The organism is Lentzea sp. NPDC036949, from assembly GCF_055608075.1.
The window spans coordinates 84,208-98,796 of sequence record NZ_JBVJRA010000015.1 but is presented as its reverse complement, the minus strand read 5'-3'; the positions used below and the strand labels follow the sequence as shown (position 1 = coordinate 98,796).

The window sequence follows — 14,589 nt, the reverse complement described above, 5'->3', positions numbered from 1 at the left end:
GGGTCAGGCGGGCACCCGGTAGTACCCGCCCGCCGTGGTCAGCAGGTACGGGTGCAGCGCGTCCGAGGCCAGGCGGGACTGTGCGCGGGCGAAGCCGTCCTCGAAGGACGACTGGAACGCCATGAACACCACACCGGTCTCGGCAGGGGTCTCCTGGTAGATCCACGACCGGCGCAGCATGCGCGGCGCCGGGGTGTCCCCGGTGCGCGGGTTCATGGCGCGCACGTGCGAGTTCAGCGGGATCGCCACACCGTCCGGGTCGCCGGCGTAGTCGGGGACGCGGCCGGGCGGGGTGCCGTCGAGCCAGGTGCCGTCCGGGTGGCGGCCGATGATCCTGGCCTGCGCCTCGGCGCTGTCGGCGTCCCACAGCGGGTGGGCCAGCCGGATGACGCGCAGCGCGGCGAGGGTGTCGCCGTCGGGCAGCAGCACCGACTGCTCGTTGGTCTGCCCCTCGACGAAGCCGAACGGGTTGCGCTGCAGGGGTTTGCCGTCCAGCGGCGGGGCGACGTCGCGGTGGACCGGCACCGTCCACACCGGCGTGAGGCCGGGCAGCTCGGCGAGCACCTCGGCCAGCCGGTCCGCGCAGTCGTCCCGGTCGTCCCCCTCGACCTGGACGAACGCGTCGGTGCGGGACCGGTCGCGGTCCAGGGTCTCGCCGGGGAAGTCGGGCATCACGGGCACGTCCGCGAGCGTCGGGCCGAGGCCGACCATCACGTCGTCGCCGCGCACGCCGAGCAACCGCGCCCTGGCGTCCGTCCCCCGTGCCCGCAGCAGGGCCAGCGCCCCGGCCGGACGCGGGGTGCGCAGCACCGGGTGGGTGCCGGGCGGGTCGGTGCCCGGTGTGCCGCAGCCGGACAGGCCCAGGCACGCCAGCAGCGTGCCGAGGCCGGCGCCGACCAGCAGGTCGCGGCGGTCGATCACCGGGCGACCGCGACCACGAGGTCGTCGAACGAGGGGTCGTCGTAGCCGTCGCTGCACCGCAGCACCGCCCCGTCGCCGGTCTCCTCCACGACGATCCCCGCGTTGCCGACCCACGCCTGGTCGACGCCGGTGTCGTCGACCCAGGTGTTCCACATCCGCACCAGCAGCGCCCCGCGCCCTGACCGGCGCACGGTCAGCTCGACCAGCGGCGGTGCGGTGTCGGTCCACAGCACCACCTCGGCGAGCCGCTGGCCGTTGACCTCCAGCACCCCGCCCCTGGCCTTGACCACCAGACCCTCCCGCCGGTCCCGGCGGGCGCCGGTGAACGCGATCCGCAGGGTCTGGCCGTCGGCGGGGTCGGGCAGCTCGTAGGTCATCGTCACGCGCTGCCCGGCCACGTCGAGGGGCGCACCCCGCCCCTCGGCGAACAACTCGCCCAGCTTCTTGGCCATCACAGTCCCTCGTCAGTACCCGGGGTGCCGGAACGGGTCCCTGGCCGCGTGGTCCTGCGGCCAGCGCGGCACGACCCGCTTGCCGCCGTCGCGCATGGGGATCGGCTCGTGGGACAGCTCCATCGACTCCATGCCGCCCTTGTCGGGATTGTAGCGAGTGGGCGGTTGCCCGGACCGCATCCTGGCGAGGTCGGCGTCGGACCACTGCCGGCTCGCGCTGGGGTGCTCCGCGGCGTTCTTCCAGTACCGCGACCGCACGGTCGACCAGGCCGGGTCGTTGCCCGCCGCGGTCTTGGAGTAGATGTCCTGACCGCGCTGCCAGCCCTTCCCGTTCGCCGCCTTCCACCCGTTCTGGATGTCGCGCATGTCCGCGGCCTTCGACAGCCACTTGCCGATCCCGGCGCCGAGCATCCCGCCGAGGCAGCCGGCCGCGGCGGCACCGCCGACGCCGCCCCAGCCCCAGTCGACCTTGCGCCCGGACAGGCGCTGCCCGGCGTAGTCCATCGCCGCGTCCATCGCGGCCCCGCCGAGGCAGCCGAGCAGCAGCGGGTTGGTGCCGTTCGGGTCGGTGGCGTTGGCCGGCGAGTTGCCGACGTAGGCGTAGAGGTTGCCGCCGCCCTGGTAGCCGATCGGGTCCTCGGAGATGAACCGGCCCAGCGCGGGGCTGTAGTAGCGCTCGCGGTACTGGAGCAGGCCGGTGCCGTCGTCCTGCCGCCCGGTGAACGACAGGTCCGAGCCGCGGGCGTCACCGGTGGTGGCCGGCACGCCGAACGGGTCGTAGGACTGGGCCGCGGCCAGCGTCCCGTCCGCTCGCCCGAGCGCCAGCGGCGACCCGAGCCCGTCGGTCAGGACGCTGTCGGTGATGCCCGCCTTGGCCCGCCCCGCCCACTTGTCGGTGCCCATGGCGAGCAGCCCGGCCGACAACGTGCCCGCGGCGTCGAGCTCGGCCGCGGCGTTGGCGCCGTCGTAGACGAACCGGGTGGTGGCCGAGCCGACCGTGCGGGTGTCCCGGACCCCGGTGGGGCCGTAGACGTTGGTGCTGGTCAGCCCGGACCGGCTGGTGCCGGTCAGCTCGCCGCGCGCGTTCCACGTGTAGGTGGTGGTGCCGTCGGAGAGCAGGTTGCCGTCGTTGTCGTAGGTCAGCGCCGTGCCACCGGCGGAGACCAGCCGGTTGCCGTTGTCGTAGGCCAGGTCCGACCTGGCGGCCGGCAGCGCCACGTTCGCGAGCGAGCCGGTGACCGAGGTCCGCCTGCTCACCGCGTCGTAGGTGTAGCCGAGGTCGCCCTTGGCGGTGCCGTTGTGGCTGTAGGCGATGCCGGTGACCTGCCCGATCGCGTCCCGGGTGAAGGCCTGCCGCCAGCCGCCCTGCAACGCGACCGCGCTGGCCCGCCCGGCCGCGTCCCGCGTCACGGTGACCGTGTCGCCGCCGCGGGTCGCGCCGGTGAGCTGGTCGGCGTTGTCGTAGGTGTAGGTGGTGGCGGGCAGCCCCGGCACCGTGACACCGGTCGTGCGGCCGAGGACGTCGTAGGTGTAGCCGACCGTGCCGTTGGGTCCGGTGGTGGTGGCGAGCCGGTCGAACGAGTCCCAGGTCTGGCTGGTGGTGCCGCCCGCCGTGTCGGTGAGCGTGGTGAGCCGGTCCAGGGCGTCGTAGCCGTAGGTGATCTTCGACTGCTGCGTGCCGGCGCCGGTCACCCCGTACCTGATGCTCGTCGGCCGGTTGAGCTGGTCGTAGGTCATCTCGGTGCGCAGCCCGGCGCGGCTGACCGTCGCGGTGACCCGGCCGGTGCCGTCGTAGGTGGTGGTGTCGGTGCGGTTGAACGGGTCGACGCGGGTGACCGCCCTGTCGGCCTTGTCGTAGGTCCACGAGGTCGTCTTGCCACGCGGGTCGGTGTAGGCGGTCCGGTTGCCGTTGGCGTCGTAGGTGAACGTGCTGACGCCGCCGAGCGCGTCGGTGACCTTCACCGGGTTGTTCAGCGCGTCGTAGGCGACGAGCTTGCGCGCCCCCGCCGCGTCGGTCCACAGCACCGGCCGGCCGGCCGCGTCGTGGAAGGTCGTCGCGGTGCGGCCGAGCGCGTCGCGCACCCCGGTCAGCGTGCCGGACTCCCAGGTGAACGTGGTGGTCGCGCCCGCGGGGTCGCGCAGGGTCGCGACCTGCCCCGCCGACGTGCGGGTGGTGGTCGTGGTGCGGCCGAGCGGGTCGGTCGCGGTGAGCAGGTTGCCCTTCGCGTCGTAGGTGAAGGTGCTGGTGCGCCCGGCCGCGTCCTTGGTGGTCGTCGGCTGGTCGTACGGCCCCCAGGTGGCCTCGGCCGAGGTGTACTCGCCCGCGGTGTCCGCGAGGCCGGACGCCTTCACGACCCGGTCTGCGGCGTCGTAGGTGTACTCGGCGCGCCGGCCGTACGGGTCGACCACGGCGTCGAGCCGGTTGCCTGCGCCGCGTTCGTAGGTGGTGGTCCGCGCCAGCGACGTGCCGAAGGCGGTGGTGTCGGTGGCGACCATCCCGGTGGCGGTGAAGGTCACCCGCCGCACCGACCCGTTCGGCTGGGTCACCCTGGTCTCGGTGACCTGGTTCTGCGCGTCGAGGGTGTAGGCGAAGGTGAAGGAGCCGCCGTCGGCGATGTCCTGCCGCGACACCCTGCCGTTCGCGTCGTAGGCGACGCTCAGGTAGGTGTTGCCGCGCCCGTCGGTGATGCCGGTGACCCGGTTCGCGGTGTCGTAGGTGTAGGTGGTGACCTTGCCCGCCGGGTCGGTGACGGTCGCGAGCCGGCCCGCCGTGTCGTAGGTGTAGCCGACCTGGCGGCCGATGTTGTCGCTGGCCCTGATCACGCGGGCCGAGGCGTCGTACTCCAGCCCGATCCAGCGGCCGTTGGGCGAGACGATCTGGGTGACCTCGCCGTTGGCGCCGCTCGGCCGCACGAACGTGACCTCGTTGCCGTTGCGGTCACGCATGGCACGCGGCCTGCTGTACCAGGGGAAGAACCACTTGGTGCCGTCCCGCAGGGTCAGCACCCAGTCGCCGTTCTCCTGCGCGATGGTGGAGCCGGTGTAGCGGCCGGGGGAGCCGACCGCGGCGAACACCGCGTCGCCGTAGCCGGTGCCGGGCGAGGTGCGGACGTAGTGCGCGCGCCCGCCGCCCGGGGTGTAGAGGTCGACCTCCTGGTACTGCTGTTCGGAGGCCAGGTACATGTTGTGGTCGGCGCCGGAGTTCAGCCCGAAGTCGCGGCTGTGGTTGTCGCCCTGCCAGTACTGCCGGTTCAGCGCGATCGGCACCGTGTCGTCGAGGCCGAGATCGGTGTGGGTGTCGGTCAGCAGACCGGTGGACAGGTCGACCGGGTCACCGGAGAGCTTGTCGAGCAGGTCCTGCCACCACGGCTTGTCCGGCTTCGGGTTGCCGCCGGTGTTGAACATCGCGCCGTCGAGGGTCCACAGCTTGGTCTTCTCGTCCGGGATCACCCGGCTGGCGTCCGCGTTGACCTTGCCGTGGCCGTAGACGTACCACTGCTTCTCGGCCGGGTCGTAGTTCCAGAAGTCGACAACGGTGCCGGCGGGCAACTTGGTGTAGTTCGGGTACACCACGCTCGCGCCGTCCGGGAAGATCGTCGCCCCGCCCGGCTGGACGGTGAAGAACGTCGGCACGATTCCGTTGCGCGGCAACGGGTAGGGCGGCCGGTCGATCGGGATGGCGGTGATGCCCAGCTCCGTGACGACCTTGCCGTCCATGTCGCGCACGACGGTGCCGGCCGGGATGTGGACCTCGAGGCCGGGGATGGCCGGCGTGGTCAGGACCGTGTCGTTCGCGGTCGGCGCGGCGAGCTTGACCGTGTGCGCCATGTCCAGCTTGGGCAGCCACACCGGCGCGTCCAGCGGCGTCGTCCTGCCCCGCTCGACCCTGGCGTGGATGCGGAACGTGCCGTACCTGCTCTTGCCGGTGGCCGCCGCGTACCCGTCGACCACGATCATGGTCGCGTTGGCGCGGACACCGGACAGCAGGAACCGGCCGCTCGCGTCGGTGGTGGTGCGGATCGAGTCGACGCGCACCGGGATGCCGGCCAGCGGCCTGCCGTCGAGCCCGAGCACGTGCCCGCTGATCGCGGTGACGCCCTTGGGCGCGGTCAGGTCGGTCACCGGTGTGGCCGGGCCGCGCCGCGTCAGCCAGTCACGGCCGTCGAGGTTGCCCGCGTCCGGCGTCCAGGCCGCGTCGAGCCGGTCGTCGCGGACCAGCGTCGCGGCGTTCGGGGAGGCCGGGTCGGGGTCGACCCGCAGCGAGTCGTCCCGCAGCCGCGTCGGCAGGAGCTGGGGCTTGGTCCTGGTCTCGTGCTTCGGCTCAGCGACGGCCGTGACTGCGGGAGCCTGCTCGGTCCGCTCGTTCTGCTTGGCCTGCTCGGCCGGTGGTGCGACCGCCGCGGCGAGGGCGGTGGCGGTCCGCGCGGTGAAGGTCGTGGCGCCGGTGTTGATGCCGTAGGGGCCGAACCACACCTTGTACGTGCCGGTCTGCGGCAACGTGCGCCCGGTGACCTCGGTGTTCATGTACTGGTCGGTCAACCGCTGTCCGTCCGGCGCGATGATCTGCCAGGCCGCGCCGCAGCAGCCCAGCGAGCCGGAGGTGTTGCTGGACCCGATGGTCACGGCCTGGCCGGCCGTGCCGGAGAAGGTGACGAAGGCGTCCTGGCCGGGGTTGGTGACCGTGACGGTCTTCGCGGTGCCGTCGAGGGTGATCGTGCCCGCGTCGAGGTCGGCCGGGACGGTCCACGCCTTGAAGGTCGTCGCGCCGGTGTTGGTGCCGTACGGCCCGAAGGAGATCTTGTAGGTCCCGGTCTGCGACAACGTCTTGGTGTCGACGGTGGAGTTCATGTACTCGTCGGACATCCGCGTGCCGTCCGGGGCGAACACCTGCCACGCGGCGCCACAGCAACCCAGGTTGGCCGACGTGTCGGTGGACTGGAAGATCACTCGCTGGCCCGTGGCGCCGGAGAAGGTGACGTAGCCGTCCTGGCCCGGGTTGGTGATGGAGATGGTCTTGCCCGTGCCGTCGAGGGTGATCGTGCCCGCGTTGACGTCCGCCGGGACGGTCCACGCCTTGAACGTGGTCGAGCCGGTGTTGGTGCCGTAGGGGCCGAAGGAGATCTTGTAGGTTCCGGTCTGCGGCAACGTCTTCGTGTCCACCGTGGAGTTCATGTACTCGTCCGACATGCGGGTGCCGTCCGGGGCGAACACCTGCCACGCGGCGCCGCAGCAGCCCAGGTTCGCTGACGTGTCGAGGGACTGGAAGATCACGCGCTGGCCGGTCGTGCCGGAGAAGGTGACGTAGCCGTCCTGGCCGGGGCTGGCGATCGAGATGGTCTTGCCCGTGCCGTCGAGCGTGAGGGTGCCGGCGTTGAGGTCGGCGGGCACGGTCCACGCTTTGAACGTGGTGGAGCCGGTGTTGGCGGCGTAGGGGCCGAAGGAGATCTTGTAGGTTCCGGTCTGCGTCAACGTCTTGGTGTCGACGGTGGAGTTCATGTACTCGTCGGAGATCCGCGTGCCGTCGGGTGCGAAGACCTGCCAGGCGGCGCCGCAGCAGCCCAGGTTGGCCGACGTGTCGAGGGACTGGAAGATCACCCGCTGACCCGCGGTCGCGGAGAAGGTGACGTAACCGTCCTGGCCCGGGTTAGTGATCGAGACGGTCTTGCCGGTGCCGTCGAGCGTCAAGGTGCCGGCGTTGAGGTCCGCGGGCACGGTCCACGCCTTGAACGTGGTGGAGCCGGTGTTGGTGCCGCGCGGGCCGAACCAGATCTTGTACGTGCCGGTCTGGGGCAGCGTGCGCGTGTCCACAGTGGAGTTCATGTACTCGTCGGACAAACGCGTGCCGTCCGGCGCGATCACCTGCCAGGTCGCGCCGCAGCAGCCCAGGTTGGCGGACGTGTCGAGGGACTGGAACAGCACGCGCTGACCCGTCGTGGCCGAGAACGTGACGTAGGCGTCCTGGCCGGCGCTGGAGATCGTGACGGTCTTGGCCGTGCCGTCGAGGGTCAGGGTGCCCGCGTTGAGGTCGGCGGGCACCGTCCACGCGGTGAACGTGACCGAGCCGATCAGCACCGACGACGGGTCGGCCACGATCCGGTAGGTGCCGGTCTGGGGGAGCGTGATCGTGTCGAGGGTGTCGTTGGCGTACTTCGTGTCGCCGACGCGGGTGCCGTCCGGTGCGACGAGCCACCAGTACAGGCCGCAGCAGCCGAACTGCGACGACGCGTTCGTGGACTGGACGGTGACCCGGTTCCCGGCCGTGCCGGCGAAGGTCGTGTACGCGTTCTGGCCGGGCTTGGTGAAGGTGACGGTCTTCGCGGTGCCGTCGAGCGGCTGGGTGCCCGCGTTGAGGTCCGCCGGGACCGACCACGCGCTGACCGTGACCGAACCGGTGTTGGCGCCACCCGGATCGAGGAAGACGCGGTAGGTGCCGGTCTGCGGCAGGGTGGTCGTGTCGAGGGTGTCGTTGGGGTACTTGGTGTCGCCGACGCGGGTGCCGTCCGGTGCGACGAGCCACCAGTACAGGCCGCAGCAGCCGAACTGCGACGACGCGTTGGTGGTCTGGATGATGACGCGGCCGCCCGCCGTGCCGGAGAACGTCGTGTAGGCGTTCTGGCCGGGGTTGGCGACCGTCACCGTCTTCGCGGTGCCGGACAGGGACTGCGCGCCGGCGTTGAGGTCGGCCGGCACCTTCCGCACGGTCACCGTGGTGGTGCCGGCGGTGTCGGTGTCGTTGCGCAGGAAGATCGTGCGCAGCCCGGGACCGCTCGTGGGGCCGGTGTCGATCCAGCCGCCGGTGCCGACGCAGCTGCCGGTGGCGGTCTGCCGGTTGCGCTCGTCATGGACGCGGGCGTACAGGCCGCAGGAGCCGAAGGTGCCGTCGCTGAGCGAGAAGGCGAACCGGTCCCCGTCGGCGGCTGAGAAGTACCGCACCGCCCACTTGCGCGCCGCCACCGGCACCTGGGTCGCGGTGCCCGCGGTGATGGCCGCGGCGGTGTCGATGCTCGCCGGGTCGATGCCGGTGGGCGGCACGACCAGCACGGCCGAGCTGGTGCCGGTGCCGGCCGGGGTGCTGAGCGACACGGTGCCGGTCGCGGCGCCCGGCGGAATCCGGACGGTGAGGGAGCCGCCGGAGCGTGCGGTGACCGCGGCCAGCATCCCGTTGACCCGCACCAGGTTGTTGGCGAACTCGGGGTCGGAGTTGGTCGTGGTGACGGTGACGGTCGACCCGGCGGCGGCGATCTTCGGCGTGACGTCGGTGACGGTCGGCTTGTCGTTGCGGACGACGGTGACCACCGGGCCGGTGCCGGTGCCGGCCGACGTGGTCACGGTGACCGCGCCGGTCGTCGCCGACGTCGGCACGGTGACCGTCAGCCGGTCGGCGGCGGCCGTCTTGACCGTCGCCGTGACACCGTTGACCTTCACGGTGTTGGCCGTCGCGGTGGTGCCGAAGCCCTTGCCGGACACCACCATCGCGTCGCCGGGACGCACGATGCCGGGCACGGTCGACAGGACCGCGACGGCCGGCGTGCCGAGCCGCTCGACCGACAACGGGTTGCCCGCCGGGTCGTAGGTGTACCGCGCGACCGAGCCGTCGGCGCCGACCATGCCGGCGACCCGTCCGAGCGCGTCGTACGCGTAGGTCGCGGGACCGGGTGGTGGGTCGACGAGGGGTGCCGCCGCGCGGGGTGCCGCCACCTCCGTCCTGGCCGGCAGGTCGCGGGGAGCGGCCGCTACCGGCACGCCGGTGGCCGTGACCGCCGAGGAGACCACCGCCACCACCGACACCAGGACCGAGTACTGCCGCAGCCTCGTGTGCACGTCGTCTCCTCGACCGCTCGGCGCGGGGTCTGCCGACTCCCCCCGGAACTATCGCCGGTCCCGCCGCCCGTGTGTCCACTCAAACCGGAAAACCGAGAAAATTACTCGTTTGTCGTAGCGACCGGGACGAAAAAGACCGACGAGGCGGCCGATCGGTTCATCGTGTCCGCCTATGACGAGTTCATCAAGGGCTATGGCTGCGGCTTGACAACCGGGCAGGATTTTGTGCTGCTGCACGACATCCGGAAGCTCCAAAGCCCAGGACGAGCGATCCCAACGGGTTTGCTCCACCCCCCGGGTGACGGGCGTTGTCCAGCCATCTGACCGGTGCACCCAGCCGCGTCACCGGTGCCGCACGGTGCACCGGGGCGTGACGATGGTGGAGCCGGTCCGCGGTGGCGCTTCCGCCTGCCCGGACCACCCACACAGCCACAACAAACGGAGTCGTGTCACCGTGCGCACCCTGATCGACCGCACGACCTGGCGAACCCTCCTGGGGTATGCCGAACCACAGCGGCGCACCATCCTCTGTGGAGGGTTCCTCGTCCTGCTGAGCGGTCTCGCCGCCGCCGCGCTGCCGTTGGCGGCCAAAGCGCTGGTGGACCGGCTGGGCTCGGGGGAGGGGGTTGCCGGGCTGCTGGCGTTGCTCGTCGGCATCGCGCTGGCCGGTGCCGTGATCGCGATGGCCGGCGGTTACCTGCTCGAACGTGCCGCGGAGTCGGTCGTGCTCGGGGCCAGGAAACGGCTGGCCGCGCGGTTGCTGTCGTTGCGGGTGCCCGCGGTGCAGCGAGCCGAGCCCGGTGACCTGCTGTCCCGGTTCACCGGCGACACGACGTTGCTGCGCGAGGTCTGCACCCACGCTCTGGTCGGGCTCGTCACGGGGTCGGCGACGACCGTCGTGATGGTCGTGATGATGGGGGTGATGGACCTCGTCCTGCTCGGCATCACCCTGGCCGTGCTCGCCGTGGTGGGGCTGCTCGCCCTCGCCGGGATGCCGATGATCGAGAAGGCCTCCCACGCCGCTCAGAGCGCTGTCGGGGAGACGGGCGCGCGGCTGGAGCGCGTGCTCGGGGCTTTCCGGACCGTGAAGGCCGCGGGTACCGAGGCCGTGGAGCTCGCCGCCATCGAGCGGGGTGCGCAGGACGCGTGGCGTGCCGGTGTGCGGTCGGCGCGGTGGGAGGCGCTGGTGCACGGCTTCAACGGCCTTGCGGTGCAGGCGTCGTTCCTCGCCGTGCTCGGTGTCGGTGGTGCTCGCGTCGCGACCGGGGCGATCCCGCTGTCCACCCTGGTGGCCTTCCTGCTGTTCCTGTTCTTCCTCGAAGAGCCGATCGGGCAGCTGCTGCACGCCGGCAGCAAGCTGCAGATCGGACTCGCCGCGGTGCGCAGGCTGGGCGAGGTCGAGCAGCTGCAGACCGAACCGGTCGGCACGGGCACCACCGCCGCGGCACCGGGTGCGGCCCGCGTGAGCTTCTCAGGCGTGCGGTTCCGGTACGGCCCGGACCTGCCGGAGGTCCTGCGCGGCGTGGACGTCGAGGTTCCGCCGGTGGGCCTGACCGCGTTCGTCGGCCCGTCCGGTGCCGGGAAGTCCACGCTGTTCGCGTTGATCGAGAGGTTCTACGAGCCGGACTCCGGCCGCATCCGCCTCGACGGCCGCGACCTCGCGGACTGGGACCTCGCCGAGCTGCGCGCGGGCATCGGGTACGTCGAGCAGGACGCGCCGCTGCTGTCCGGGTCGTTGCGCGAGAACATCGTCTACGGCCGCCAGGACGCGACCGAGCAGGAGATCCGCGACGTGGTCGCGCACACCCGCCTCGACGCGCTCGTCGAGCGGTTGCCGGACGGGCTCGACACCCCGGTCGGGCACCGCGGCACCTTCCTGTCCGGCGGTGAACGGCAACGGGTCGCGCTCGCTCGCGCGCTGATCACCTGGCCGCGGTTGCTGCTGCTCGACGAGATCACCTCGCAGCTCGACGCCGCGAACGAGATGGCGATCAGGGACGTGGTCACCGCCGTCGCGAAGACCACGACGGTGCTCGTGGTGGCGCACCGGCTGTCGACGGTGACCCAGGCCGACCGGATCGTCGTGCTGGACGGCGGAACGGTGCGGGCCACCGGCACCCACGACGAGCTGGTCGGTCAAGATCCGCTGTACGCGGAGTTCGCCACCACGCAGCTGCTCAGCGGCTGACCCGGCGGCAGGCTCAGCCGCGGGCGGTGACCGGCAGGCTCAGCCGCAGCCGGAAGCCGCCGTCGGCGGTGGGGCCGGTGTGGAGCGTGCCGTCCAGCAGGGCGGCGCGCTCCCGCAGCCCGACCAGGCCGTGCCGTGCGCTGGGCAGCGCGAGGTGCGGCCGCGTGGGCGGGGTGTTGGTGACGGTCACGGTGAGGTCGGTGTCGTCGTGGCTGATCTCGACGGTGGCACCGGCGCCGGGCGCGTGTTTGCGCACGTTGGTCAGCGCTTCCTGGATGGTGCGGTAGATGGCGCGCTGCACCGGCGGTTCGAGGCCCTCGGGTGCGGTGCCGACCATGCGGGCGTCGATCGCGCTGTTCGCGATGAGGCGCTCCAGGTCGGTCAGCGTGGGCTGCGGGGTGAGCTCGGTGGCCGGGGTACCGGAGGCCCGCAGCAGGTTCACCATGTGCCGCAGCTCGTCGAGCGTGTTCACCGACAGCAGCCGCACGTTCTCGGCGGCCTTCCTCGCCTCCGGGTCAGGCGTGCTGACCTGGAGCGCCCCCGCCTGCACCGCGATCAGGCTGACCTGGTGGGAGACGACGTCGTGCATCTCGCGGGCGAGCTGGTTGCGTTCGCGGGCCAAGATCGCCTCGGCGTCGAGCCGCCGCTCGTGCTCACGGGCTTCCTTGACCTCCTCCAGCCGCAGCGCCAGCTCGTGCCGGGACCGCAGGAACTGGCCGAGCAGGACCGGTGCGAACGCGGTCATCGTGGCGTAGATGACGCCGAGCAGGGTGTAGGTGTCCCAGATGGTCGGAGCGAACTCCGACATGGGGAACGCGAAACCGGCCGCGGCGAGCAGCCAGCACCCCGCGAGCAGCCACCAGTCGCGGTAGCGGCTCGAGACCACGTACAGCGCGATGATCGTGGGGACGATCGCTCCGGGGAAGAGCACCGCCGGCAGCGTCGCCAGGAAGGCGGGCACCGGGACGCGGTGGACGAGCAGGAGAGCGGCGACGGCGACCGCGATGGTGACGATCCCGCCCAGGTCCTCCTCGCTGACCATGGTGAGCACCCCCTCGGCCACCGCGAGTGCGAGCGCCGCCGCGTCGACCAGCCACCGGGGCGGGCGGCGGCTCACCGCTCGGTCCCGTCGAGCAGGCCGGCGCGCTGCGCCACCAGGGCCGCCTGCACCCTGCTGCCCACGCGCAGCTTCGTGAGGATGGCGCTGACGTGGTCCTTCACCGTGCCGACGCTGAGGTGGAGCTGCGCGCCGATGTCGGTGTTGGACAGCCCCTCGGCGATCAGCACGAGCACCGCGCGTTCGCGTTCGGTGAGCAGGCCGACCTGCTCGGAGGCCGGCGAGCCCGAACCGGAGCCCAGGTACCCGTCGACGACCGTGCGGGTCACCTTGGGGGACAGGACCACACCGCCGCAGGCGAGCGTGCGGACCATCTGGGCCAGCTGCTCGGGCCCGGTGTCCTTGAGCACGAACCCGGCCGCACCGGTCCGCAACGCCGTGGCGATGTACTCGTCGGAGTCGAACGTCGTGAGCATCGCCACCACCGGCGGCGGCTTGAGGCCCTGCAACTGGCGCAGGACCGTGAGGCCGTCGACGTCCGGCATCCGGATGTCGAGCAGCACGACGTCCGGCTTCCGCAGGCCGATCTCCCGCACCGCCTGCGCGCCGGTCGTGGTCGCGACCACCTCGATGTCCCCCGCCGCCTGCAGGATGAGGCGGAACCCCGTCCGCACCAGCTCCTCGTCGTCCACGACGACCACCCGGATCATGCACCGCTCCTTTGTGGATACTGTCCGTGCAGTGTCCCCAGGAGTCGTGCGAGCGCGCCATCCGGGGACCGGCCGGACCCCTCCGCCGACCGGCGGGCGCGACCAGCCGGTCGGCGGAGGGGAGCCGGCGCAGGGAAGTCGGTTCGGGGGAGCCGGCTCAGCGGACGTGCTTCGCCGGTGTGGTGGCGAGGTGGAGCAGGTGCTCCAGCGGTCCCCTGCGGAAGAACCGCGACCAGACGCCGGCGAACACCGTGACGCCGACGACGAACACGAGCACCGGCACCCAGGACGCCGTGGACTCGGCGCCGGTGCTTCCCGATGCCCCGGCCAGTTGTGGCGACAGGACGAAGTGCCCGACGTAGGCGGTCAGCGACATCGTCCCGACCGCGATGACCGGCGTGGCCAGGCGGCGCAGCAGCGGCAGGCGGTCGAGCAGCACCGTCGCGCCGATGACCACGGTGATCGCGACTCCGACGCAGCCGATGACGTCGAGCGGCATGCCGCTGTGCGGACCTGCCGTGAGCAACGACCACGCCGACCCGACGGCGTCAGCGCCGAGGTCCTCCGGTCCCGCCTTCCCGGCGGCAGAGGGACGCTGCACCTCCGCAGCCGACCGGACGCCCTCGAACAGCCGCGACATCAGCCAGGAGGTGCCGTAGGCGAACACGGCCAGGGCGGGACCGAACACGGCCAGCCGGCGCCGCACGGTGCCCGAGGACAGGTCCAGCCGGCCCAGCGCCATGCCGGAGACGACGAACGCCATCCAGGGGAGCGCCGGGTAGAAGCCGGTGAGCAGGAGGTCGAGCACCCCGACACCACCGACGCGGTCGAGCGGGTCGTGGGCCTTGAGCGCGGCCGAGACCGGGTCGCTCAGCAGCGACCGGAGCCCCAGCGCCAGCGGCGGCAGGACGACGGCGAGCGCGGTCGCGACGATCGCGAGCGTGCGGGCGCGCAACCGCACCAGCGGAAGGGCGAGCAGGAAGTAGAGACCGTAGAAGGCGAGGATCACCACGCCGCCGTAGACGGTGGCCATCACCGTGCCCAGCGCCAGCAGGACCACGGCCCTGATCGCGATGCGGGCCTTGGCCTGCCGTCCGGCCACACCGGTCCTGGGTTCCAGGCGACCGGCGAGCAGCACCAGCGAGAACCCGGCCAGGGTGGCGAACAGCGCCGAGGACCGGCCCTCTGCCAGGTGGCGCACCCAGATACCGATGCCGGACGTGGCGTCCGCGGCCGGGCCGAGGTGCACGACGTACATGCCGAAGACGGCCAGTGCGCGGGCCAGGTCCACCCCGACCAGCCGTGCCGTCGAGGGTGTGACCGGTGTGCCGGGCTGGTGGGCGGTGGAGATGTCCTGTGGTGGCAGCTGTTTCACACAGCCACTTTTTCGGTGCGGCCCGGTGGCGGACCACCCGTCAGGTCGCGGTGCGCACCCCGCCG

At 72.1% G+C, this 14,589-nt stretch carries 7 protein-coding genes; 1 reads left to right on the top strand and 6 read right to left on the bottom strand.

The window, feature by feature from the left end; translation table 11 throughout:
* Nucleotides 1-3: 3 nt before the first annotated feature.
* From ACZ7CD_RS33365 to ACZ7CD_RS33355, 3 genes are read right to left on the bottom strand one after another with little or no spacing between them, the layout of a single operon-like run.
* A complete protein-coding gene (locus tag ACZ7CD_RS33365) occupies nt 4-921 on the bottom strand; it encodes a Dyp-type peroxidase (protein ID WP_360388468.1) in 918 nt (305 codons plus the stop codon).
* Nucleotides 918-1,373: a hypothetical protein gene (locus tag ACZ7CD_RS33360; RefSeq protein WP_360388465.1), complete on the bottom strand. Its 456-nt coding sequence runs from the start codon at nt 1,371-1,373 to the stop codon at nt 918-920. The genes ACZ7CD_RS33365 and ACZ7CD_RS33360 overlap by 4 nt, the downstream gene beginning before the upstream one ends.
* Nucleotides 1,374-1,385: 12 nt before the next feature.
* A complete protein-coding gene (locus ACZ7CD_RS33355; protein WP_470380480.1) occupies nt 1,386-9,194 on the bottom strand; it encodes an RHS repeat-associated core domain-containing protein in 7,809 nt (2,602 codons plus the stop codon).
* 454 nt (nt 9,195-9,648) lie between these two features.
* On the opposite strand from ACZ7CD_RS33355, the gene ACZ7CD_RS33350 reads away from it, so the two are divergent.
* Nucleotides 9,649-11,382, top strand: a complete 1,734-nt coding sequence (locus tag ACZ7CD_RS33350) for an ABC transporter ATP-binding protein (RefSeq protein WP_470380479.1) — start codon at nt 9,649-9,651, stop codon at nt 11,380-11,382.
* Between the two features lie 13 nt (nt 11,383-11,395).
* On the opposite strand, the gene ACZ7CD_RS33345 is transcribed toward ACZ7CD_RS33350, so the two are convergent.
* The 3 genes from ACZ7CD_RS33345 to ACZ7CD_RS33335 form a co-directional block, all read right to left on the bottom strand.
* Nucleotides 11,396-12,499, bottom strand: a complete 1,104-nt coding sequence (locus ACZ7CD_RS33345; RefSeq protein ID WP_470376172.1) for a sensor histidine kinase — start codon at nt 12,497-12,499, stop codon at nt 11,396-11,398.
* Nucleotides 12,496-13,149: a response regulator transcription factor gene (locus tag ACZ7CD_RS33340; RefSeq protein WP_360388454.1), complete on the bottom strand. Its 654-nt coding sequence runs from the start codon at nt 13,147-13,149 to the stop codon at nt 12,496-12,498. The genes ACZ7CD_RS33345 and ACZ7CD_RS33340 overlap by 4 nt, the downstream gene beginning before the upstream one ends.
* 157 nt (nt 13,150-13,306) lie before the next feature.
* Nucleotides 13,307-14,524, bottom strand: a complete 1,218-nt coding sequence (locus ACZ7CD_RS33335) for a DUF418 domain-containing protein (RefSeq protein ID WP_470380478.1) — start codon at nt 14,522-14,524, stop codon at nt 13,307-13,309.
* Nucleotides 14,525-14,589: the final 65 nt, after the last annotated feature.